Annotated in this window: 19 protein-coding genes; 8 read left to right on the top strand and 11 right to left on the bottom strand. The window is 62.9% G+C overall.

All coding sequences use genetic code 11. From position 1 onward, the window contains the following. The coding region (locus tag AC07NV_RS19130; RefSeq protein WP_495167976.1) for an RHS repeat domain-containing protein at positions 1 to 6,707 on the bottom strand (6,707 nt) is incomplete at its 3' end. Positions 6,708 to 7,051: 344 nt separating this feature from the next. Then, positions 7,052 to 7,561: a hypothetical protein gene (locus AC07NV_RS19125; RefSeq protein WP_495167975.1), complete on the bottom strand. Its 510-nt coding sequence runs from the start codon at positions 7,559 to 7,561 to the stop codon at positions 7,052 to 7,054. A 550-nt stretch (positions 7,562 to 8,111) separates the two neighbouring features. On the opposite strand from AC07NV_RS19125, the gene AC07NV_RS19120 reads away from it, so the two are divergent. Both AC07NV_RS19120 and AC07NV_RS19115 read left to right on the top strand, forming a co-directional pair. Next, positions 8,112 to 8,309: a hypothetical protein gene (locus AC07NV_RS19120; protein WP_495167974.1), complete on the top strand. Its 198-nt coding sequence runs from the start codon at positions 8,112 to 8,114 to the stop codon at positions 8,307 to 8,309. After that, the gene (locus tag AC07NV_RS19115) at positions 8,306 to 9,544 is read left to right on the top strand and encodes a serine hydrolase domain-containing protein (protein ID WP_495167973.1); all 1,239 of its coding nucleotides are present in this window, start codon (positions 8,306 to 8,308) and stop codon (positions 9,542 to 9,544) included. The genes AC07NV_RS19120 and AC07NV_RS19115 overlap by 4 nt, the downstream gene beginning before the upstream one ends. 51 nt (positions 9,545 to 9,595) lie before the next feature. Here AC07NV_RS19115 and AC07NV_RS19110 read toward each other — a convergent pair whose 3' ends face one another. Next, positions 9,596 to 10,222: a Yip1 family protein gene (locus tag AC07NV_RS19110; protein ID WP_495167972.1), complete on the bottom strand. Its 627-nt coding sequence runs from the start codon at positions 10,220 to 10,222 to the stop codon at positions 9,596 to 9,598. A gap of 182 nt (positions 10,223 to 10,404) precedes the next feature. Between AC07NV_RS19110 and hspQ the strand changes: the two genes are divergently transcribed. Further along, entirely contained in the window at positions 10,405 to 10,776 is a 372-nt protein-coding gene (gene hspQ, locus AC07NV_RS19105; RefSeq protein WP_495167971.1) for a heat shock protein HspQ, read from the top strand. A 7-nt stretch (positions 10,777 to 10,783) separates the two neighbouring features. Here hspQ and AC07NV_RS19100 read toward each other — a convergent pair whose 3' ends face one another. Next, positions 10,784 to 11,656, bottom strand: a complete 873-nt coding sequence (locus AC07NV_RS19100; protein ID WP_495167970.1) for an ABC transporter permease — start codon at positions 11,654 to 11,656, stop codon at positions 10,784 to 10,786. A 125-nt stretch (positions 11,657 to 11,781) separates the two neighbouring features. Between AC07NV_RS19100 and AC07NV_RS19095 the strand changes: the two genes are divergently transcribed. Then, positions 11,782 to 12,474, top strand: a complete 693-nt coding sequence (locus tag AC07NV_RS19095; protein WP_495167969.1) for a GcrA family cell cycle regulator — start codon at positions 11,782 to 11,784, stop codon at positions 12,472 to 12,474. Positions 12,475 to 12,483: 9 nt separating this feature from the next. Beyond that, positions 12,484 to 12,882: a PaaI family thioesterase gene (locus AC07NV_RS19090; protein ID WP_495167968.1), complete on the top strand. Its 399-nt coding sequence runs from the start codon at positions 12,484 to 12,486 to the stop codon at positions 12,880 to 12,882. Positions 12,883 to 12,936: 54 nt separating this feature from the next. Here the strand turns inward: AC07NV_RS19090 and AC07NV_RS19085 are convergent, their stop codons facing one another. Continuing rightward, entirely contained in the window at positions 12,937 to 13,770 is an 834-nt protein-coding gene (locus AC07NV_RS19085; RefSeq protein WP_495167967.1) for an outer membrane protein, read from the bottom strand. A 157-nt stretch (positions 13,771 to 13,927) separates the two neighbouring features. On the opposite strand from AC07NV_RS19085, the gene parE reads away from it, so the two are divergent. The 3 genes from parE to AC07NV_RS19070 are packed head-to-tail and all read left to right on the top strand — an operon-like array spanning position 13,928 to position 17,707. Next, positions 13,928 to 15,907, top strand: a complete 1,980-nt coding sequence (parE, locus tag AC07NV_RS19080) for a DNA topoisomerase IV subunit B (protein WP_495167966.1) — start codon at positions 13,928 to 13,930, stop codon at positions 15,905 to 15,907. 56 nt (positions 15,908 to 15,963) lie between these two features. Then, the gene (locus AC07NV_RS19075) at positions 15,964 to 16,377 is read left to right on the top strand and encodes a GFA family protein (RefSeq protein WP_495167965.1); all 414 of its coding nucleotides are present in this window, start codon (positions 15,964 to 15,966) and stop codon (positions 16,375 to 16,377) included. Positions 16,378 to 16,387: 10 nt separating this feature from the next. Continuing rightward, positions 16,388 to 17,707 (top strand): serine hydrolase, encoded by a 1,320-nt coding sequence (locus AC07NV_RS19070; RefSeq protein WP_495167964.1) that lies wholly within the window; start codon positions 16,388 to 16,390, stop codon positions 17,705 to 17,707. Positions 17,708 to 17,758: 51 nt separating this feature from the next. On the opposite strand, the gene AC07NV_RS19065 is transcribed toward AC07NV_RS19070, so the two are convergent. Genes AC07NV_RS19065 through AC07NV_RS19040 form a run of 6 tightly spaced genes read right to left on the bottom strand, consistent with a single transcriptional unit; the run spans position 17,759 to position 22,400 of the window. Continuing rightward, entirely contained in the window at positions 17,759 to 18,553 is a 795-nt protein-coding gene (locus AC07NV_RS19065) for a LysR family transcriptional regulator (protein WP_495167963.1), read from the bottom strand. After that, the gene (apaG, locus tag AC07NV_RS19060) at positions 18,550 to 18,951 is read right to left on the bottom strand and encodes a Co2+/Mg2+ efflux facilitator ApaG/CorD (protein ID WP_495167987.1); all 402 of its coding nucleotides are present in this window, start codon (positions 18,949 to 18,951) and stop codon (positions 18,550 to 18,552) included. The genes AC07NV_RS19065 and apaG overlap by 4 nt, the downstream gene beginning before the upstream one ends. A gap of 23 nt (positions 18,952 to 18,974) precedes the next feature. Further along, a complete protein-coding gene (locus AC07NV_RS19055; protein ID WP_495167962.1) occupies positions 18,975 to 20,183 on the bottom strand; it encodes a trans-sulfuration enzyme family protein in 1,209 nt (402 codons plus the stop codon). A gap of 4 nt (positions 20,184 to 20,187) precedes the next feature. Then, positions 20,188 to 21,234 (bottom strand): 3-isopropylmalate dehydrogenase, encoded by a 1,047-nt coding sequence (leuB, locus tag AC07NV_RS19050; RefSeq protein ID WP_495167961.1) that lies wholly within the window; start codon positions 21,232 to 21,234, stop codon positions 20,188 to 20,190. A gap of 48 nt (positions 21,235 to 21,282) precedes the next feature. Beyond that, a complete protein-coding gene (gene recO / locus AC07NV_RS19045; RefSeq protein ID WP_495167960.1) occupies positions 21,283 to 22,020 on the bottom strand; it encodes a DNA repair protein RecO in 738 nt (245 codons plus the stop codon). Then, the gene (locus AC07NV_RS19040; protein WP_495167959.1) at positions 22,008 to 22,400 is read right to left on the bottom strand and encodes a PaaI family thioesterase; all 393 of its coding nucleotides are present in this window, start codon (positions 22,398 to 22,400) and stop codon (positions 22,008 to 22,010) included. The genes recO and AC07NV_RS19040 overlap by 13 nt, the downstream gene beginning before the upstream one ends. Positions 22,401 to 22,402: the final 2 nt, after the last annotated feature.

Here is a 22,402-nt window from a genome sequence, read left to right as displayed (position 1 = left end):
CCGTCGAACAGCTGTGTCGTCGTGCGGCCGATCTCGTCGATCAGTGTCCGCGCGTCGCCGTGGATGTCGTATTTCGTTTGCTTGATCCCGCCGTCGGCGGCGATCTGCTGGGACACCAGCGCTTCGCTGCCGCCATAGCCGGTGCCTGCGAGCAAGGTCAGCCGCGTGAGGTTGCCCGTGTTTGCCACCTTGGTGCCGCTGCCATCATAGCTGCCGTTCGCGTCGCGCGTTGCGACAAGGCGGCCCGATTGGTCGTAGTAGAAGTCCTGTGCAGCGCGGACCGTCTGGACGGCGCCATTCTCCAAGGTGATGCTGGCGGCCGGGCCTTCGCTGCGGATCATCCGGCCGATATTGTTGTAGCCATATGTGGTCGTCGCACCCGCGGCATTGGTCTCGCTCACGACCTCGCCGAACGCATTGGTGCTGCGCGTCGAGGTGAGGGTCTGGACGGTGCCCGCACTCAGCCGCCGCTGCTCTTCGGTGACGCTGACCGCCTGCCCGCGCGCGTCGTACATCGTATAGGTCGCGTTGACATTTTCGTTGCCGACCAGCGCCAGCGCCTGGTCGAAGCTCAGCCCCGCAAGGCTCGCCCCCGCCGAGGTGATCGCGATCGTCTGGTTGCCGTTCGCATCATAGCCGAAATGCTTCCACACCCCGTCGCCCGCATTCGTCGCGATCAGACGGCCCGCGCCATCGTAGCGGTTCTGCTGCTGCGTGACGCCGCCAACCGCAACGCTCGTCGCTTCGCCATAGGCGTTGTAGGTGGTGACCGTTCGCGGACCGCTATCGACCCAGCCCGTGCCCGAGACATGGTTGGCCTGCCATTGCTGCACCATCCGGCCGGCGGCATCGTATGCGGTTAGCAGGCCGTCATATTCGGAGACGGCGGTCCCGTTCGATCCTGTACGTATGTAATATTTGAACGTCTCTCGCCCGACGGCGTCGTACCAATAGGCGGTCAAGAATCCCGTTGCATCTACCGTCCAGCGCAGCTTGTCGCCTTCGTAGGTATAGGTGGTTACACGATGCGCGCTGTCGCCGGCACCGCGGTGGCGTGTACGGGTCAGGTTGCCGAGGCCGTTGTAGTAATAATCGACAGTTGGAGTGACCGTTGTACCAGCATGATCGGCGTAGCCCGAACGCCATTCGAGCATGAGGCGACCGCCGGCATCATAGGTGTAATCGACGAACTCGCCCGTAGCCTCGGTCTTGCGCACCACTTGGCCGAGGCCGTTATATTGATAAAAGATAATCGACGTGGTCGAGGTGGCAGCGCCCGCGCCATTGTGTACGAGAACCCACTCGCGCTGCTCATGGGTCCGGTTGCCGTTCCGGTCATAGCCATATTGGGTGAAGCGGTCGGCTCCATCGGTCGCGACACTGGGGATCGTCGCAGTCGTAGGCGTGCCCGTAAAACGCGTCGCATAGCGCCGCTCGCCGCTCACATTGCCCTCGGCGTCATAGGACCAATAGGTAACATAGCCGCCGGCATCAATCTGCGCCCGCTTTTGTCCCAAGCCATTGTAATAATAGAAGCTCGCCTGGCCACCCCCGTCGATCGTTTTGACAATATTCCCGTTGGCGTCATATTCATAGGCGGTCGTGATCGCGGCGGATGACGACACCCAGGTCGAGCCGTTCCAATAGCGGGTCGTCGCACCCGTCACACTGCTCGTCAGCAGGCGGTTCAGATTGTCGTAGGTAAAATTGGTGACGCGGGATGCGCCGCCGGGCGCCGCGGGCTTTTCCTCTTCGGAACCGCCATCGGCAGGCACCGCGACGGCAGTTCCATATATCCTCGTCGAGGTGATGTTGCCATTCGCGTCATAGACATTCTCGCTGTAGGTTCCAACAGCATCGATCGTCACGACGACCCGGTCCAGGTCATCATAAAAATAGACCGTCCGCGCCCCCGCCGGATCGGTGCGGCTGGTCATGTTTCCGCGGGCGTCATAGGTTAGACATTCGATCGGCGTCATGCCGAGGAAGGTCTGGCCGGTCGTCTTTATGAGACGGTCGGCCTTGTCATATTCATAAGTGGTCGTGCGGGCTTCGATCAGGCGCGCAGCTTCGACCATCTGCTTACGGTTGCCGCGCGCGTCATAAGCATAGGTGTTGGTGACGTCCGACGATTGAACGCTGCCATCGTTAAGATAGGAGGCGACGGGCAAGGTTTCCGACACCAGCAATCCGCGCCGATTGTAGACATAAGTCGTTACGCCGCCGGCGACTTTATAGCTATCTTTCGACTTCGCTGTAACACTTGTCCGGTTTCCGAACGCGTCATAGCTATAGCTTTCGAAGAAGCCCTCAGCATCGGTCGTCTTGATGACCAGCCCGCGCTTGTCATATTCGAAGCTCGTCGTCGCATCCTGCGCGTGCGCGACGACCGTCGGGGACGTCGCCGTGCTCGCCACATCGCCGGTACGGTTGTAGCGTCGGGTGACGCTCGCGATCTCACCGAAGGCGGTGTAGCCCGTCTCGGTCACATAATTCTCGGCATCGCGGACCTTGGTCACGCGCCCTAGCCCATCATAATAGCTGTAGGTGACGAAGCCTGCCGGATCGGTCGTCTTCACCACCTCGCCGAACGCATTATATTCGTATGCGGTCACCCCGCCCGCCGCGTCGGTCTTCGTCAGCACCAGGCCGCGCTCGTCATAGGTATAGCGCATCACCTTGCCGCGCGGGTCGGTCACGCTGAGGAGGTTGCCGAGGCCGTCGTAGCTGTAGAAAGTGACCGCCTGCTCGGGTTCGCCATAAGCGGCATATTCGGCGACCAGCCGCCCCGCGCCGTCGTAGACATAAAGTTTGAGACTCTGGTCGGCGGTTCCATACCCACCGAACACATGCCCCAATAAAGCGTTGGGATAATAGTCGCGTACCTCGACCAGTTCGCTGCCGGTCAGGCCATTGGCGTCAACGATCCGGACGGCCACACGATTGCCGTCCTCGTCGTAGGAATACCATTTTCCGTTATAGCCTGCGTCTCCGTAGAGCAGGCCATAGATGGCATCGGCGCTGGTCCCGTCGCTGATGGAATAGACGGTGTTCCAACGATATTCGCTGCCGACCTGGCCCGCGGCATCATAATCGAAACGGGTGACGAAGCCTTCACTGTCGACGGTGTAGCGAAGCTCGCCGCGCGCGGTGTACCAATTTCGCGTGATGCGATTGGCGGCATTGCCGATATTCGCCGAGCACCAGCCCGACATCTCATCCCAGCCGGGGAGTGTCGTCGTCGGCCGCTTTGCCGCGAATGCCATCGATTTGATGACATTTCCCGCCGTGTCATAAGTGAAGGCGGTGACCGCGCCGTCCGCGTCGATCGAATAGGAGAGGCGCCCCGCCCAGTCATAGACCGACCAGCTGGTCCGGTTCTCGGCGTTCGAGGCGTTCGCCGCGACCAGCGCCTTCACATTGTCGTAAGTGAAGTCGTTCGTGACGATCGAGGTAGCGTGCCGGACGGTCGACCAGACCGGACCGACAGCGCCCCAGTCCCATCCCGGTTTATAGACATATTCGGTGACCTGGCCCGCATTGTCGACGGCAAAGCGCAGGAAGCCCTGGCCGTCATAGACATAGTGATTGCGCCGGTTGGCGCTCGATGCCGGCGCCGCGCTCGCGCGGAGCTGGTCGAAGCTGCCCGCATCCCAATAGGCGGACGAGGTCTTCGCCGCATAGGCAATCTCCTCGACCTTCTGCCCCGCCTTGTCGTAGACGATCTCGGTCAGATAACCCTCGCCGTCGAGCGCGCCGATCAGCAGTCCGTCGCGGTCGTAGAAACTCCGGCTCACCGTGTCGCGCCCGTCCGCCACGGGAACCACCAAGGCCGTCGGCGGCGCCATCCGGAAGCCAGCGAGTTGACCCGCCGATAGCTTGGCGTAATAGTTGACCGTCTTTACCAGGCGATCCGAGCCATCATAGCTGAAGACCAATACACCGCCGGAGCCGTCAATCTTCTCGATCAGTCGGCCCGCCTCGTCGTAGACCGACCAACTCCAGATATCATAGATATGCGACCCGGGCCGGATATCCGCCATCTCGAGCGCATTGCCGGGGTCGGCAAGCGCCGCGAGCTGGCCGGCCGTGAGCGCGTTGGTATAACGCGCGGTCGCCGCGACGCGGCCCGCGGCATCGTAGCGATATTCGGTGGCGTAGCCGTAGTGGTCGATCTCGGCGACCTTGCGGCCCGCCTTGTCGTACAGATAATAGGTCTTGTAGCCCGCCGCATCGGTCGCGACGCGCAAGCGGCCGTTCTTATCGTAGAGATAGGCGCTGGCTCCGCCCGTGACATGAAAACCGCTGTCGGTCGTCCCGACCAGATCGCCCGCCTTGTTGTAGCTGCTGACCGTCGTGTAGCCCGATCCGGTCATCACCGTCGTCGTCAGCGCAGCGTCGTTGAACATGATCGTCGTCGTGCCCCCCGCCATGTCGGTCGACCCGACAAGGCGGCCGAGCCCGTCGTAGACGAAGCTTTCAGCCGCCAGCGTCGCGGTTTGACGAGTCAGGAGTTTGCCAGACTGATCGTAAGTGAAATAGCTGTGCCTATAGCCTTCGGAGGTCACGCCGTGACCTCCGGGGGCGGCATAGCCATAGTCGACCTGTTGGATCCGGTTGCCGCGCGCGTCATGAACATAGGTGACGATCTTGTCGCCCTGTTTGTCAGCAATCGTTCCACGCCATGCGATGACGTCCGTCTCGCTCGGCGCCGTCGATCCAATTGGGAAGCCATGCTCCGTATATTGAATCTGTTGACTGACTTCGCCCGCCGCTGTGTAGATATATTCGCCGACCCGACCCTCGGCGCTGATGGCATAGCGCAGATGGTTCTCGGTATCGTAGACGTAACGCGTCGTGTGACTGAGCGCCGCTCCGTCTGCGTCGGATCCGGTGCGCGTTTCGGTCAGCAGTTCGTTCTTCGAACCATAGGTTCGCGTGACGATATTGCCGTTCGCATCGGTTGCCGTCAGCTGATTACCCTGTGCGTCATAGCTATAGGTGGTGACCTTGCCCGCACTGTCGGTGACGCTCGTCAGATTGCCCGCCGCATCATAGGCGAACTGCAACGTCTGCGCCGCAGCGCCTGCATGCGCCGGCGGCGCCGTGATCTTCGTCAACTGACGCAGCGACCCGTCGGGAATGCTGTTTTTTGTCAGCACGGCGCCCGAAACGATCAGCTGCTGACCATCGCGGCAACCGCCCTGCGCGTCCACATAGATGACCCCGCTGACCGTGTCGTTCTGGGCAAAGGTCCGCGTCAGTTCGATGCGCGTCGCCTGCGTCGTCGACAGGCCGACGATCTGAAGAAAGCCGTCGCCATTGTGCACGAGCGTTCCGGGTCCCGAGACGATCCGCGCGACGCCGCCGCTGCCTGCCCCCCATTGGGTTGCGTCACCATATAGCCCCACCTGCTGTGCAGTCGCTGAACCCGCCACCGCTTGCAAGTTGAAGGAGAAGGTCAGCGTGTCGCCTGCCGATACCGGCATCGGAGCGACCTGATGCGTACGGATGCCCGACCAGCCGACGCCGCCGGTGGCAGTCAGCATGGTCGCAGGCTCGCCATTGACCGCCCCCGCGGAATCCCAGAGGACATAGGGGTTGGCGACCCAATCGAGGAGCGAAGGCGGGACGAGGTTTCGGCCGGCATAGTCGAGGCGGGTGACCTGTCCGTCGGGCCCGGTGACATTGGTGTGGTTGGCGCCATAGGCGAGGCTGGTGACACGTATGTCGCCCGCCGCCACCGCCTGGGTCAGCGTGGTGACACGGCCCGCTGCGTCATAACCGATGGCGAGGCTCGATCCGTCAGTCTGGGTGATCGACGCGACACGCTTGCTCGACCCGTCATAGGTGTAGGTGGTGGAATAATATCTCCCGTCGGCCATGCTGGCGTCTTCTGGGCTGAGGTCGACAAGGACCTGCACCAGCCGGTTCTGTTCGTCATAGGCATAATGGGTGCGCACGAGCGACCGCGCGACATTGTCGGCGTCGGTGGACGTGTCGCCATAGTCCATATAGCCGGTGACGATCTGGCCGATGTTGTTGCCCGCCCAGACATATTGGACATAGCTCATCTCGACATGGCCCGCGCCGTCGGTGCGGCCATGGTTCGCGGTTGTCACATATTCGAGCTTGTCGGTGCCAGCGACATAGAGATAGCCGAGTGTATTGCCGTCGGTGTCGGCGAGCGCCTTGAGGCGATAGACCGCGGGGTCTCCGGCCGAGGCCTCATAGGTCTCGGTCACCCGGCTCGACCCGTCGGTCCAGATCCAGGTCGAACCCGATTTGACGAGCGTGTCGTGCGCACCGTCGCCGTCGGTCCCCACATAGGCCGACAGGCTTGCGTCCCAGCCAAAGCTGACCGCCGATCCATCGCCCGCCTGACGCCGGATCATGCTGCCCGCCGCGTTCAGCGTCCCCGTCAGCCCGAACACCCGCCGCGTCGTCGAAAACTGCCACTGGTCGCCATTGTCGCCGTCGCCCACCTCGGCGAGGCTGTTGTAAGTTCGCGATATCACCGCATCGGGTCCGCGGCCGACGAGAAACTCGTCCTGCTGCGAAATCAGTAGATTGCCCGTCGCCGCATTGACCGAAACGCTCTCGCCGTTCCGTCCCTGCACGCCCGAGCCTAAAATCCCCGACGAGCCCAGCGCCGCGCCCGAACCCCGCGCAAAACCCGCGCCCGAACCCACAAATATCGATGCCATCGAACCGTCCCGACAGAATTGGCCACGGATGCCAAGCCTATCGGTCCGACCGAAGCCTCCAGCACCCCTGCCAGGCTAGTCCGACGAAATCGGCGGATGTTTAGATCTTTGAGGAGATTTTCCATGGGTGGCGGCCGCCTTCAGGCGCTCAACTTACGATAGCTGCCGACGCCGATCGGTGGCGTCGGCGCGCGGCGGCTTTCAATCAGTGCTGCCCGTTAAATGTACCCTGATGAACATCGGCGCCTTACAAAGGCCGTCAGTCAGCTGCCTGCAGAAGGTTCAGGGCGCTTACGCATTCCCCGCCCTGATAGTGGTCGGTATGCTTGCCGCTGGCTGTCCCTTCACTCTGTCTGTTGCTTTGCCTTGCGCTTGTTAAGCTGGATCACCTGCTGGCGCAGCTCCCAAAGGGCCGCTTTTGCATCCCCTAGCACCTTGTCGAAATAAGCCATGGATAGCACCTGAACCAATCTGTGGGGCTTGTCGCCGCCCTTGATTTCAAAGCGCATCAGCATCCCTCTGTCATAGAGCATAGGCCCATGGGCAACATTGTTGCGCTCCTGGAGCGCCTTGGCGCACTTATTGAGGATGATGGGGAGTTGGCCATTCACTTGGTTGGGACAATCATCGGATTTCACCAAGCGTTTGATGGCTGCTATCATTTTCGATGTATCTAGGTCATGGCCCAGATAAGTAAAAATCGCTGGGTTCAGACCCACGATGTGCGCGAATAGATCAGCGAGCTGCTGCTGTATCAGCGCACATACCAAGATGATATCGCCAGCCCTGGTGCGGAATTCCACTGGCAGGTGATCGATCTCTGTAATGTCAGGGGTCAAGCGAATGCTTCCCATAAGTCAGCTCCCTCTGGCTAAGGCCGAAACTATGCCTGCAGGAGCTTCCAATGGCGATCAGCTCGTAGAAATCAATCTCAGCCAGCTAGCCGGCTCGACCATCGGCGCGTGACACAGCTCAATAGTATGTCCGGCTTTGGGGTGAGATCTAAAACGCTGCTATGACCGCAATCGGGCGCAAAGCGGCCAACGCTCGACAATCCCAAAGCGCCCCATCCGACACCGTCGAAAGCACGAAACCTGTCGACAAGAATCGGCTGCTCTGGCATAGGTAAATGACAGTCTGAAACACGCATCGGGTATGCGTGAGGTAGGATGTGTGGTAAGAGTTTCTGACGAGAGAGTTAGTCTAACTATAACAAATAGTTAGAAAATCCCTACGGGATCCTCACTCTCCTCCATTTTCTTATTTCCATACACCCACGACCACCTGCTAAGAGCCTAGGGGAACCTAGCCTCTCCGGGGCGATTCTGATCGCCACCTGTCCCCGGCTCTCCAGACCGGAACATTTGCCTGTGTGGTATGGAAATGCAAAGGCGAGATGACCGATTGGAGGTGAAAGCCAATGAGGCTCTTGTTCTGCCTGTTCGCCGTGTCGTTCGCCTGCGCCAGTACAGCCCAAGCGAGTTTCATCTCGGCAAAATGGCGGGCGGTAAGACCTCGGCGTATGAGCGGGAGCGGAGCATGGAACGAGAGACCAAGCAGGCGGTGTTCCTGATGCCCTGGCTCAACGGCGAACAAAGATGAGCACCGGAACGATATTCGGGCGGCGGGCTTTGCTGGTTGGGTCCGCGGCACTGATCGCCAGCGGCTCGGCGTCCGTCCATGCCGGGACGCCCCCCCTATGCCCGGACGGCAATGCCGGCTGGATTCCTTCCGCGAACCTCGTTCGGGACCTTCCGCGCCTCATGCGAATTGCCGGGGTGCCCGGCATCGCCATCGCGGTCGTGGACCGCAAGGGGCTCGCCTGGAGCGGTGGCTTCGGCGTGAAAAATATCCTCACCCGCGACCCGGTGCGAGAGGATACACTGTTCGAAGCGGCGTCGATGACCAAACCGGTCTTCGCCTATGTCGTGATGCGGCTGGTCGACGAGAAGCGCCTCGATCTCGACAAGCCGCTCGTTGCGTATCGCCGGCCGGCAAATCTGGGTCGTGACTCCAATCTTGAACTCATCACGGCCCGGCATGTTCTGGAGCATTCGACCGGCTTGCCCAACTGGGCCTCCGAGCCGCTCGTTACGAGTAGCGCACCAGGATCGCGTTACACCTATTCCGGCGAAGCATTCATCTGGCTCCAGCTGGTCGTCGAGAAAATCACGGGCGCCGGCCTCGGCAGCGTGATGCAGGCAAAGCTGTTCGGCCCGGCCGGGATGTCCCACAGCAGCTTCGGCTGGGACGAGGAGATCGCAAGGTCGCTGGTTTTCGGCCATTCCGAACCTCCGGAGGGCGAGCAGACCCTTCCTCGCCAGCCCACGCGCGAGTTGGGCGACGGTCTGCTCCGGATCGCTGCAAGGCGGCGCAAGCCGATCCTGTCCTGGACATACGAAGATTCGGTCGAGGCGATGCGAGAGATGGATCCGGAGACACTACCGTCGACACACGACCTCCTGGTCAATTCGGCGGGCGGGCTCCTTACGACCGCGTCCGACTATGCGAAGTTCATGATGCTCATGATGGACCGGCCAGAACGGGCATCCTGGGAGATTAGCGACGCGGCCCGGCAGGCGATGCTCACCCCCCGGCTCGAAGTGCGCGGGCGCGACATTTCACGGGGGCTGGGTTGGGAGCTCGAGCAATCCCCCACGGGCCCGCTGTTCCAGCACAGCGGCAGCAATTACGGGATTTTCAAAACCATGGGCGTTGGTGATGCCCGGAGCGGACGAGCGATCGTCGTCTTCACCAATGCCGCGAACGGAAATGCGCTTGCGGCCCGGATCATTCGGGAGGCAACGGGGATCGACCGGTTAAAATCTCTGATCTGACCATCCGGGCGAACAGCCGCCCCGACACAGTGCCGGGACGGCCATGCGTTGTTATCCCCTGATGCTGAGCAGCGAGGGTGCCGTCAGTGCGGCGACGACCGCGCCCACGATCAGGAACAGCACGATCGCAACGATGATGACGACGACGGTATAGCCGATCGCCTTGTCCTGCGGCGCCTTCATCAGCACCGGCAGACCGAGATAAAGCAGATAGAGGCCATAAAGGCCGAACAGGGCGCCGATCAGCCCAAGCGCCGGAACGATCCCGAAGATGCCGCCGATCCAACCGGCGGTGGCCGAATAGGCCGCGACCTTGAGCGCCTGAATCTGATCCTTTTGCCCACCGAAATTCGGCGCCAGCCCGTCGATCACCAAGGCAAGGATGAACACGGTCGCCAGCGTCAGACCGTAGGACAGGATCGCCGATCCCAGCGCGCTGCCGAGTGGCGGATGATAGGTGACGCCGAATGCCGTAAAACCGAAGACCTGGCCGCCGATGAATTGGGCGATGGGCCCGATTGCCGCGAGCATAACGACATAAGGAACGTAGATCGACTGGGTCGTTGCCGGCTCGGCAGCGATAACCGGCCAGGTCTCTTTGGGTTTGAGAAGGATATCTTTCGCACGCTGGATGATGCCCGAAGCCGGGCCGGAAATATTGGGTGGTAGGTCGGTCATATAAACGTCTCCCCTGATCGTCGCGGCCCGCAATCCAATCCGGAAATGCAAAGGCCAGAAGGGCGTGATAGCTCGAACAGCCGGTGCATCTGTAACCTCGATCACAGCCCGATTCGGCAAACCGCAGCCGGACTGAAGTGTAACGGACTTGAAACGCGCGTAAACAGCCATAGATTGATCATATGACGCCCGAATCATCTTCCGACCTTCCCGCGGTTACCGCGCCGCTCGTCGGCCGCGCCCGCTTTGCGCCCGGCGACATCGTGCGTCATCGCATGTTCGATTTTCGCGGCGTCGTGTTCGACATCGATCCTGTCTTTGCGAACAGCGACGAATGGTATGATGCGATCCCGGAGGACATCCGTCCCGCGAAAGAGCAGCCCTATTACCATCTGTTCGCCGAAAACGGCGATTCCTCGTACATCGCCTATGTCAGCCAGCAAAATCTGGTTGCCGACGGCGATGGCGGACCGATCGATCATCCGCAGATCGACGCAATGTTCGAAGGGCTGGACCACGGCCGCTATCGCGTCCGCGCCATCCATCGTCACTAAGCAGGCGTCAGGCCTTCAGCTTCCAGCCCGAGGCGAGCAGGCGATAGGTCAGCAGCCCCAGCACGATATTGACCGCAACCAGTGCGAGCGCGGCGGTCAGCACCGGATTGGCGATCGTCGAATCGACCGTTCCGATGAAGCCGTACCGGAAGCCCATGATCGCGTAATAGACGGGATTGCCGTGGGCGATCGTCCGGAACCAAGGCGCCAGCTTGTCGACCGAGTAGAAGGTCCCCGAAAGTAGCGCGAGCGGCGTGACCACAAAATTCGTCACCGCGGCGGCGTGATCGAACTTTTCGGCCCAGATCGACGTAATCAGACCGAGAAAACCGAGCATCGAAGCGCCAAGCACGCCAAAGAGGGCCACCGCCCACAAATGGTCGGGCATCACATGCACCCCCGGCCACAACAGCATCGCAAGCCACAACGCCAGACCAACAAGAATCGACCGCGTGATCGCCGCGCCGACGAGGGCAATGATCAATTCCCCAACCGCGAGCGGCGGCATCAGATAGTCGACGATCGTCCCCTGGATCTTGCCGACGAGCAGCGAGAAACTCGAATTGGCAAAGCTGTTCTGCAGCATCGCCATCATGATCAGGCCCGGTGCGATGAAATCGGCGAAGGGTACGCCGATGACCGTGCGCCCCGCACCGCCCAGCGCGACGGTGAAAATGACGAGGAACAAAAGCGTGGTAATCGCCGGGGCCCAGATAGTTTGCAGCTGGACCTTGAAAAAGCGCCGCACCTCCTTGACATATAGCGCCTGCATGCCCGGAACGTTCAGGGTGTGGATATGAGGTACGCCGGGTTCGGCAAAGGTCGGTACTGCGGCGAAATTGCTCGAGTCGGGGCGCGAAATTTGGGGCTGGTCGTTCATGGCGTTCTCGCCTATCGCCTCCCCGATCTTACCGCAAGCTGGGCAGCGACTGAATGCCGGCCTCCAAAAGGCCGGTAACGCGGATCGTTAAACCGCCCGCGGCGTGGAATGATAAGGAATGAACTATGTCATGGACCGATGAGCGCATCGAAAGCCTGCGCAATATGTGGGAAAAAGGGCTGACCGCCAGCCAGATCGCCGACGAACTCGGCGGCGTGAGCCGCAACGCGGTGATCGGCAAGGCGCACCGTCTCGGCCTGAAATCGCGCCCCTCGCCCGTCAAGGCGACCGAGAAGGCCAAGCCGGTCAAGGTTGCGGCACCCGCTGCACCGAAACCCGCGGCCCCCGTGTCGGCGCCCCGCGCCGCCGCGCCTGTGGCGCCGCGTCCAGTCGTCGCCGCTCCGAAGCCCGAAGCCCGAATCCCCGTCGAGAGCCCGAACGCCGATGGCGCACTGGGCGACTCTACGCCGAAGGCCGATTCCCCGCGCATCGTCTCGATCGGGCCCGGCGGTTTCATCCGTCAGGGGCCCGGCGACCAGCAGGCACCGATCCCGCCCGCGCCGCCGCGCCGGCTGGTGCCCGCGAAGCCCAGCCCCGAGATCGCCAACAAGACGACCTTGCTCGATCTCAACGACCGCATCTGCCGCTGGCCGATGGGGCATCCGGGCGAGCCCGACTTCCATTTCTGTGGTGAAGCGGTGAACCCCGGCTTCCCCTATTGCGTCGAGCATTGCGGCCGCGCCTATCAGGCGCAGCTGCCGCGCGGTACGCGCCGTCCGCCCCCGCCCCCGCCGTTCGGTGGCCCCCGGGTTCGTTAAAGACGTCCGGTGAAGCCCTTCGGGCAGGAATTTGAATTCGCACGCGCGCTCGGCCTGCAAATGGTCGAGCGCGGTGACGGACGTTGCACGATGGCAATCGACATCGATCGCCAGCAGCATTTCAGCCCGCAGGGCGCCGCGCACGGCGGCGTCGCTTACTCGCTCGCCGATACTGCCATGGGCGGCGCGCTCAGCAGCGTGCTCGGCGACGATCAATGGTGCGCGACACTCGAAATCAAGTTCAACTATCATGTCCGCGTCGGCGAAGGCCGACTGACATGTGAGGCCGAGGTGCTGCACCGCGGCAAGCGCGTCGCCAATATTGAGGCAAAACTCTATCAGGACGGCCGCCTCGTCAGTAGCGCGAACGGCAATTTCGCGATTTTCGCGGCCCCTGCCTCCAGATAGGCGAAAGGCGCCGGGTCTTTCGACCCGACGCCTCCCGTTCCCGCTCCCAAGAGGTTAGAAGCGGTAGCTCAGCGAACCGCGCACGCTGTGCGTGCGGAAATGTGCATTGCTGCGCTGAATGTCCGTCCCGCCGCCGTTCAACAGGAAGGGATTGGTCGCGGGCGCCGTGCCGGCACCGACGTTGACGACATAATCCTTGTCCTTGAGATCGGTGTAGAGATACTCGAGGCCGACGGAAATATTCTTGGTCACCATGACCTCGGCACCGCCGCCCGCAGCATAGCCCCAACCGTTCGTCTTGCCATTGTCGGCAAAGCTGTTGGCGGTGTTGCTCGTCGTGAACTTGTTGTCGAGGCGCGCATAGGCGCCGCCACCGGTCACATAGAAGAGCGCGCCGCCGCCGGGGGTATAGCCGGCGCGTAGGCGTGCGTTCGCCTGATAGTCGGCTTCACGGCTCATCGTGTAGCTGGCAGGCGTGGTCGAGAAGCCGCTAACGCTGTCGCGTGCGTGGCTGCGGCCACCTTCGATCACGGCGCCGAGGACGAAATTGCCCATGCGCTTGTCGAAACCGAGCCGCGCGACATATTCCGGGCCGTCCTTGTCGTTGCGACAGCCAAGATTAGCGGTGCCCGTCGCGGCGCCGCTACAGAAACCCGGCGAAAAGGCATTTGCGCCGCCGACCGTTGTCACCTGATCGCCATAGGTGCCGTCGCGGTTGGTATCGAATACCAGCGTTTCACCGCGATCGCTGCCCTGCAGCGTACCGCCACCGGCAATGCTGATATAGGGTCCGTTAAAGTCCTGCGACGTGTCGCGACCATCCTGGGCCATCGCAGGCATAGCAACCGCGCTGGCCGCAACCGCGGCAAGGAGAGAGAGAGTTTTCATTTTTTGCTCCATTTTTTGATGACTTTACAGTCAGCGCCCCAACCCCTCGCGCGCGGTCAAAGTTCCCCCAGGACACGGAAACGGGACGAACCGAGCCGCCCGCAGCCGCCAAAAAGCGCCCTTGCCAGCCGCCTTTCCCGCCCCCTATAGCTGGGTCATGAGTCACGATTTGTTCGACAGCAGCACCCCCGCGACCGACAGCTACAACGCCTCGCAGATCGAGGTGCTGGAAGGCCTCGAACCCGTCCGCCGCCGTCCCGGCATGTATATTGGCGGCACCGACGAGCGCGCGCTGCACCATCTTGCCGCCGAAGTTATCGACAACAGCATGGACGAAGCGGTCGCGGGTCACGCGAACCGCATCGAAGTGACGCTCGACGTCGGCAACCGGCTGACCGTCGTCGACAACGGCCGCGGCATGCCGGTCGATCCGCACCCGAAATTCCCCGGAAAATCGGCGCTCGAGGTCATCATGACCATGCTCCACTCGGGCGGCAAGTTCGAGGGCAAGGCCTACGCCACGTCTGGAGGCTTGCACGGGGTCGGGGTCAGCGTCGTCAACGCGCTGTCGGTCGAAACCGAAATCGAGGTCGCGCGCAGCAAGCAACTCTATCGTCAGCGCTTTTCGCGCGGCACGCCGCTCGGCGGGCTCGAAGAGCTCGGCCCGACCCCGAACCGACGCGGGACGAGCGTCAGCTTCATTCCCGACCCCGAAATCTTCGGCGACCATGGCCGTTTCAAGCCGCAGCGGCTCTATCGCATGGCGCGGTCGAAGGCATATCTGTTTGCGGGCGTCGAAATCCGCTGGAAATGCGCGCCCGAGCTGATCGGCGACGACACTCCTGCCGAAGCGACCTTCCAGTTCCCGGGCGGCCTCGCCGATCACCTCAAGGAACAGATCGGCACCCGCGAATGCGCAACCGCCGAGCCGTTCGTCGGACGGCAGGATTTCCCGGGCGACCAGGGCCGCGCCGAATGGGCGATCGCTTGGCCGCTCTGGTCCGACGGATCGTACAGCTGGTATTGCAACACCATCCCGACCCCCGCCGGCGGCACACATGAAGCCGGCCTTCGGTCGGCATTGACCAAGGGCCTGCGCGCCTTCGGCGAGTTGATCGGGCAGAAAAGGGCCACGCAGATCACCGCCGAGGACGTCTTCAACGGCGGCGAGATGATGCTCTCGGTCTTTATCCGCGAACCGCAATTCCAGAGCCAGACGAAAGACCGGCTCTCCAGCCCCGAAGCGGCGCGCCTCACCGAAAACGCCGTGCGCGACCATTTCGACCATTTCCTGTCGGACAATATGGACCGCGGCCGGGCACTGCTCGGCCTTATCCTCGACCGGATGGACGAGCGGCTGAAGCGCAAGGCCGAGCGTGACGTCAAGCGCAAGACCGCCACCAGCGGCCGCAAGCTTCGCCTGCCCGGCAAGCTCACCGACTGTGCGAACAATGGGCCCGAAGGCACGGAATTGTTTATTGTCGAAGGCGACAGCGCCGGCGGCAGCGCCAAACAGGCGCGCAACCGAAAAACGCAGGCGATCCTGCCGATCCGCGGCAAGATATTGAACGTCGCGAGCGCCAGCGCCGACAAGATCCGCGCCAATCAGGAAATCGCCGACCTCGCGCTCGCGCTCGGATGCGGGATGCGCAAGGATTGCGACGCCGACCGGCTCCGTTACGAAAAAATCGTGATCATGACCGACGCCGATGTCGACGGCGCGCATATCGCGACCTTGCTCATGACCTTCTTTTTCCAGGAAATGCCCGACATCGTCCGGCGCGGTCATGTCTATCTGGCGCAGCCGCCGCTCTATCGCCTCACCTCGGGCAACACCTCGGTCTATGCGCGCGACGACGCGCATCGCGCTGAAATCGAAGCGAAACAGTTCAAGGGCAAGAAGGTCGATGTCGGCCGCTTCAAGGGCCTCGGCGAGATGAACCCGAACCAGCTCAAGGAAACGACGATGGACCCGGCGACGCGCTCGATGCTGCGCGTCACCTTGCCGCAGGAATATGAGGAGCGGCACCTGGTCAAGGATCTGGTCGACCGGTTGATGGGCAAGCATCCCGAGCACCGCTTCCAGTTCATCCAGGCCAATGCGGCGACGCTCGACGAGGCGGCAATCGACGCCTGATTTTAACGCGTGACCTATGGCGGGGCGGGACCGCGAAGACGTTGGAGAGAGCTTTGGTGAGCAAGCGATACAGCGGCGGGTGCCTGTGCGGGAACATCCGGTTCGAAGCTGTCGGAGCGGCCGCCAAGCCCCACACATGTTCCTGCAAGATGTGTCAGCGTCACACCGGAGCCCTGACCGTCGCATGGGTCGAATTTTCCAGAGACGAGGTCAGCTGGACCGGCCCCGGCGGAATACCCTCGACATGGCGATCATCCGATTTTTCGAGCCGCGCCTTTTGCCCGACTTGCGGAAGCACGCTGGGCGCGATCGATGACGAACCGGTTGTCGCGCTGATCCTCGGCGCTTTCGACAAGCCGGCCAGCAAGGAATTGATGCCTACGTCGCACGCTTTTCGCGGTGGGCAGCCGAAGTGGTGGTGCATCGAAGCAAAGGCGGATGGCCCGCAGCCTTTGGCATCACCGGATTGAGGAGAAGGCCGTGAGATCCGTCCTCAAGATATTGACTGGTGCCACAATGCTGGCGGCTATCGTCCCCGCTTCCACCGTCCTCGCGCAATCCTCCGAAACCATCCTTTCAGCACCCGCCACCACCTTCGATCGTCGCGCCGCCCAACTGGTCGACCTCCTCAGCGGCAAGATCGCCTTTGCCGACTATTTCGATCCCTCGTTCCAGTCCGAAATTTCCGAAGCGCAGTTCAAGACGATTAGCGCCGGCCTGATCGCGCAATATGGCCAGCCGATCGCCGTCGAAAGCGCCACCTCCCCCGACGGCCGCTCGGGCACGATCCTGTTGCGCTTCGACAAGGGCGTCGCAACGGTATTGATCGACGTCAGCGCCGCGCCCGACCAGCGCGTTACCGGGCTTCGCTTCACCGGCTTTCAAATGGCCGGCGACAGTTTCGACAAGGTCGCCGCCGACATCGCCGCGCTCCCCGGCCAGACCGGTTTTCTCGTCGCCGAACTGGGACAAACGGGCATCCACCCAGTCGCCGCAGCTAACGCCGACCGGCAATTCGCCGTCGGATCGACGTTCAAACTCTATATCCTCGACGAACTGACGGCGCAGGTCGCAGCGGGCAAGCGCCGCTGGTCCGACGTCGTGCCGCTGTCGCATTTCAGCTTTTCGTCGGCCGCGACGGCAAACTGGCCCGCCGATACGCCCGTCACGCTACAGACGCTGGCCAACTGGATGATCTCGGTCAGCGACAATGGCGCAACCGACACGCTGATCCACCTGATCGGCCGTGAGCCGATAGAGGCGCGGATGCGGGCTGCAGGGCACAGCGCCCCGTCGCGTAACATCCCCCTGCTCACGACGGTCGAGGCCTTCGCGCTCAAGGGCAATAATTTTGCGGATCTGCGCCCGCTCTTCGTCAACGGCGATGACATGGCGCAACGCAAACTGATCGAGAGCCATCAGCGCCGTCTGGTGCTCGCCAATGTCGACGGGGTCAGCTTTACCGCCGGACCGCGTTTCATCGACAGCCTCGAATGGTTCGCCAGCCCGAACGATATTGCGCGGCTGCTGACCGATCTGCGCGCGCGCCAGTCGAAAACCTTGCTTGCCGCGCTGGCGATCAACAATGGCGTCGGGCCGGTCGCCGCGGCCGACTGGCGATATCTCGGCTACAAGGGCGGCTCCGAAAACGGCGTCCTATCGATGAGCCTGCTCGGCGAGCGCAAGTCGGACGGAAAATGGTTTGTGGTGACGGTCAGCTGGAACAACCCCGACGCCAATGTCGACACGGGGCAGATGGTCGGGCTGGTCACCCGGCTGCTCGCGCTGGCGGCGAAATAGCCCTTCAATCGTCATCCCGGCAAAGGCCGGGATGATGCGGTGGGAGAGGGTTCAGGCGGCCGTCAGCGCCGCCACCAGTGCCTTGACCTTCGCTTGCCGCCATTGCGGCGTCGGCGCGACGAGCCAGTAACCGCGCTTCACGGCGAAAGCCTCGCCCACCAGTCGCACCCGGCCCGATGCGATATCGGCGTCGGCGAGCATCGCGGGGACATTCGCCTGCCCGAGCCCGTTCGCGGCGGCATCGATCGCGAGGCCCGCATCGCCCAGCCGCAGCGCCGGTTCGCCATCTGCGACTGGGCAGCCCGGCCAGGCGATCCGCGTGTCGCTTTCGCTCCCCGGCCCCGCAACGGTGACCATCAGCGCCTCGGCCAGCGCGACGCCTTCATGCTCACCCGCACCATCGGTCCAGAAAATCGCGATATCGAGGTTGGCCTCGGTGAAATCGATTCCGCTGTCCGCCGACACCAGAGTGAAGCGCACATCGGGCGCCTGCTGGCTGTAGCGCGCAAGCCGCGGCGCGAGCCATTTGGCGGTCAGGTCGCGCGGCGCGGCGATCGTCAGCGACTGCGACGACTGGCCAGCCTGCATCGCGCGCACCGATTCTTCGAACTGCAAAAAGCCCTGCCGCAACGCGTCGAGGCCGGCATCGGCCTCGCCCGTCAGCTCGAGCCCCTTGGGTGTGCGGCGGAACAGCACGACGCCCAGCATATCCTCGAGCGCGCGGATCTGTTGCCCGACCGCGGCGGGGGTCACCGCCAGCTCGTCGGCGGCACGCGTGAAGCTGAGGTGCCGGGCAGCGGCATCGAAAACGCGCAGGGCGTTCAACGGCAGGTGGGTGCGCTTCATGACGCGGTCGCAGGCGCCACGAGCGGGAAATGCGGGATGGCAACGAGCAATTGCGACCCGTCGCCCAGTTCCATCGCATAACTGCCGACCATCGATCCCTCGGGAGTCGGGAGCGGACAGCCCGAAACATAATCGTAAGCGCCACCGGGATTGATCAACGGCTGTTCGCCGACGACCCCCTCGCCCTCGACTTCGCTGATCTGGCCGCGTCCGTCGCTGATCCGCCAGTGGCGGCTGAGCAACTGCACCGCGGTCTCGCCGTGGTTTTCGACGCGGACATGATAGGCCCAGAACCAGCGGCCAAGCGCCGGATGCGATTGTTCGGGCAGATAGCTGACCGCCACGCGCACGGTGATCGATCCGGTGGTCGCCGCAAAGGGAAAGAAGGAGTCGATCATCATGCTCATGGTGCCAGCGTCGCTCAAAGCCCGACCTTGGTCAATGCCTGGTCCAGATCGGCAATGATGTCGCGCGGATCTTCCAGCCCGATGTTGATCCGCAACATGCCCTCGACGACGCCCATATCGGCGCGTGCCTCGGCACTGACGCCATAATGCGTCGTCGAGGCAGGGTGGCAGCAGAGGCTGCGCGAATCGCCGATATTGTTCGAAATATCGACGAGTTCGAGCGCGTTGAGCAAACCCATCGCCTGTTCACGCCCGCCGTCGAGGACGAAAGAGAAGATCGGCCCGCACGCATCCGACTGGCTCATTGCCAGCTCATGCTGCGGATGGCTGGGAAGCCCCGGGTGAAGCATCCGCGAAACGCGACGTTCGATCGCCTTGCCAACCGCCAGCGCATTTTCCGACTGGCGCCGCGCGCGCAGGTCGAGCGTTTCGAGCCCCTTCAGCACCACCCATGCGTTGAACGGTGACAGGTTCGGTCCGGTATTGCGCTGGAACGGCAACAGCACTTCGTTGATGAATTTCTCGGTTCCGCAGACGGCGCCGGCAAGGACGCGTCCCTGCCCTTCCATCAGCTTCGTCGCCGAATAAGCGACAACATCGGCACCAAAATCCATCGGCCGCTGGAGCGCCGCGGTCGCAAAGGCATTGTCGACCACGGTCGTAATGCCATGCGCCTTCGCAACAGCGCACACATGCTTCATGTCGACGATATCCATCGTCGGATTGGCGGGGGTTTCGAAAAAGAAGACCTTGGTGTTCGCCTTGATCGCCTTTTCCCACGCGTCATTGTCGCGCCCGTCGATAACGGTCGTCTCGATGCCGAAGCGCGGGCAGAGATGATCGACCAGCCAACGACACGACCCGAACGCCGCCTTTCCGGCGACGATATGGTCGCCCGCCGACAATTGACAAAGCAGCGCCGTCGTCATCGCCGCCATGCCGGTTGCCTGCGTGCGGCACGCTTCGGCGCCCTCCATCAGCGCGATCCGCTCCTCGAGCATCGCCACCGTCGGATTCTGCAGCCGCGAATAGGTCATGCCCTGCGCTTCGCCCGCAAAGCGCGCCGCGACTTCCTCGGCGTTGTCATAAGTATAGCCCGAGGTCAGGAAGAGCGCTTCGGACGTCTCGCCATGCTCGCTGCGCCAGGTACCGCCACGCACCGCCTGCGTTGCGGGGTGCCAGTTCTTCGTCTTGCTGCGATCGAAACCCGTGGTCTTCTTCATTCTCTTATCCGTTCAAAACCGAAACAACCGCGTCGCCGAGCGCCGCCGTTCCCATCGTACCGCCCAGATCGGCGCCGCGGCACCCGTCGCTCAGCACCTTGGCCACCGCCGCTTCGATCCGCGTGGCACTCGCCTCGTCGCCGCCCGAATGGCGCAGCAACATCGCAAGCGACAGGATCATCGCGAGCGGGTTGGCAATACCCTTGCCGGCGATGTCAGGCGCACTGCCGTGGATCGGCTCGTACAGCCCCTGTTTGCCTTCGCTCAGCGAAGCCGAGGCGAGCAACCCGATCGATCCGACGCACATCGACGCCTGATCGGACAATATATCGCCGAACAGATTGCCCGTCACGACGACGTCGAACTGCCCCGGATTGCGCACCAGCTGCATCGCGGCATTGTCGACATACATGTGGCTGAGCGCCACGTCGGGATAATCGGCCGAAACCTCGATCACCACGTCGCGCCACAGCTGCGAGGTTTCGAGCACATTGGCCTTGTCGACCGAGCAGAGGCGTTTCGCGCGCCCTTGCGCCGCGCGGAAGGCGACATGCGCGATGCGGCGCACTTCGCTCTCGCTGTACGACATGACGTCATAGCCTTCGCGCTCGCCACTTGCGGTCGTGCGCGTGCCCTTTTCGCCGAAATAGACGTCGCCGTTGAGTTCGCGAACGATCAACAGGTCGATCGCCGACGCGACCTCGGGCCGCAGCGCCGAGCTGTCCTCCAGCCCCGCGAATAGTTTGGCCGGGCGCAGGTTGGCGAACAGGCCGAGTGCGCTGCGCAGGCCTAGAATAGCCTGTTCAGGGCGCAAATGGCGTTCGACATTGTCGAAGCGCGGATCGCCGACGGCGCCAAAGAGGAGCGCATCGGCGGCTTTCGCCTTCGCCAGCGTTTCGGGGGGCAGCGGGTGGCCCGTGGCTTCATACGCCGCGCCGCCGACGAGCGCGCGGTCGAGCGTCACCGGTAATGCGAGCGCGGTCAGGACCTTCTCGGCCTCCACCATGATTTCCGGACCGATACCATCGCCAGCCAGCAGCAGGATTTTCAACGTGTCGCCCTTTCGTGTCTCGCCAGCCGCTTAGACAGCGGCGGCGCGTCACGCAACCGCCCTGCCCAGCCGGTCGAGCAATCTTTCCCTTACGGACAGCAAGTCGCGGTTGCGGCCATCGAGAATGTCGCGGTCGAGGAAATGGCCAGTGATCGCCAGCCCGTCAATCACATCGGGCAAGGACGGGTTCGTGTCGGCGCCGCGCAGGAAGGGCGGCAGGCGCATCAGCCGCGCCTCGTAACCCGCCGCCGCGCCCGCGCTGACCGCCCCGCCCGATTTCGGGCTGACGAACGCCAGATCGTCGGATGAGCCCGTTACGACACATTCGTCGAGATTCATCCCGAACCCCAGTTCGGCGAGCAGCAACAGCTCGTAGCGCGCCAGCGCCGCGGCCCATTGCCGCGCCGACGATGCTATGCCGATCGCATCGAGCAGCCCCGACAGCGCCGAATAAAGCGGCGGATAGGGCTGGCTTTCGGGCAGCGTCGCCGCCGTCAGGCTCGTCACCCAGTCGATCGCCGCCGACGGCAGCGGCTCGGCGAGCAACGGCGCACGGCTCGACAGCAGTTCGGCGGTTGCACTCGCCAATTGCTCCTCGGTGCGCGCGCGAAGCTCGATCGCTACCAGATTGCCCGGCATCAGGATCGGGCGCAATCGCGTCGACCTGCCTCCCCGCACATAGCCCGCGACCAAACCGGCCTCCTGGGTCAGTGCGCGCAGGATTGCGCCATGCTCGCCGTGGGCGCGAACCGCGCAGACGATCGCATCGGCGGTCAGGCTGGCCAAAGCACCATCTGCGTCTGTGTCACCAGTGCGACCTCGGCGCCATCCTCGGTGCGGATGCGCGTCTGCCATACCGACAGCCGCTTGCCGATTTTCACCGGAACCGCCTCGCCGACCAGCACCGAGCCCACTGGCCCGGCGCCGAGGAAATTGGTCTTGCTTTCGATCGTCGTCGTGCCGTTCGCCCCCTCGGGCAGCGTCAGAAAGGCGCCGACCGCACCAAGGCAGTCGGCAAAGGCCATGATCGCCCCGCCATGGACGATCCCGCCCGCGGTGCAGATTTCGGCGCGCACGGGCAGTTTGCCGGCCACACGATCCTTGCTGCCCTCATCGATCACGACCCCCAAAGTTCCCGCAAGCGGCATGGCTACTGCAAAATCCATTA

Source organism: Sphingopyxis sp. GW821-FHT10B01, assembly GCF_059415685.1.
The sequence above is the reverse complement of the archived record's forward strand: the minus strand, read 5'-3'. Positions and strand labels throughout refer to the sequence as shown.

Excerpts from the sequence above, each read along its gene's own strand:
- AC07NV_RS19065 (WP_495167963.1), bottom strand. The coding sequence starts at position 18,553 with ATGAAGCGCACCCACCTGCCGTTGAACGCCCTGCGCGTTTTCGATGCC.
- AC07NV_RS19055 (WP_495167962.1), bottom strand. The coding sequence starts at position 20,183 with ATGAAGAAGACCACGGGTTTCGATCGCAGCAAGACGAAGAACTGGCAC.
- parE (WP_495167966.1), top strand. The coding sequence starts at position 13,928 with ATGAGTCACGATTTGTTCGACAGCAGCACCCCCGCGACCGACAGCTAC.
- AC07NV_RS19115 (WP_495167973.1), top strand. The coding sequence starts at position 8,306 with ATGAGCACCGGAACGATATTCGGGCGGCGGGCTTTGCTGGTTGGGTCC.
- hspQ (WP_495167971.1), top strand. The coding sequence starts at position 10,405 with ATGACGCCCGAATCATCTTCCGACCTTCCCGCGGTTACCGCGCCGCTC.
- apaG (WP_495167987.1), bottom strand. The coding sequence starts at position 18,951 with ATGATCGACTCCTTCTTTCCCTTTGCGGCGACCACCGGATCGATCACC.
- AC07NV_RS19040 (WP_495167959.1), bottom strand. The coding sequence starts at position 22,400 with ATGGATTTTGCAGTAGCCATGCCGCTTGCGGGAACTTTGGGGGTCGTG.
- AC07NV_RS19100 (WP_495167970.1), bottom strand. The coding sequence starts at position 11,656 with ATGAACGACCAGCCCCAAATTTCGCGCCCCGACTCGAGCAATTTCGCC.
- AC07NV_RS19085 (WP_495167967.1), bottom strand. The coding sequence starts at position 13,770 with ATGAAAACTCTCTCTCTCCTTGCCGCGGTTGCGGCCAGCGCGGTTGCT.
- AC07NV_RS19110 (WP_495167972.1), bottom strand. The coding sequence starts at position 10,222 with ATGACCGACCTACCACCCAATATTTCCGGCCCGGCTTCGGGCATCATC.
- AC07NV_RS19095 (WP_495167969.1), top strand. The coding sequence starts at position 11,782 with ATGTCATGGACCGATGAGCGCATCGAAAGCCTGCGCAATATGTGGGAA.
- AC07NV_RS19125 (WP_495167975.1), bottom strand. The coding sequence starts at position 7,561 with ATGGGAAGCATTCGCTTGACCCCTGACATTACAGAGATCGATCACCTG.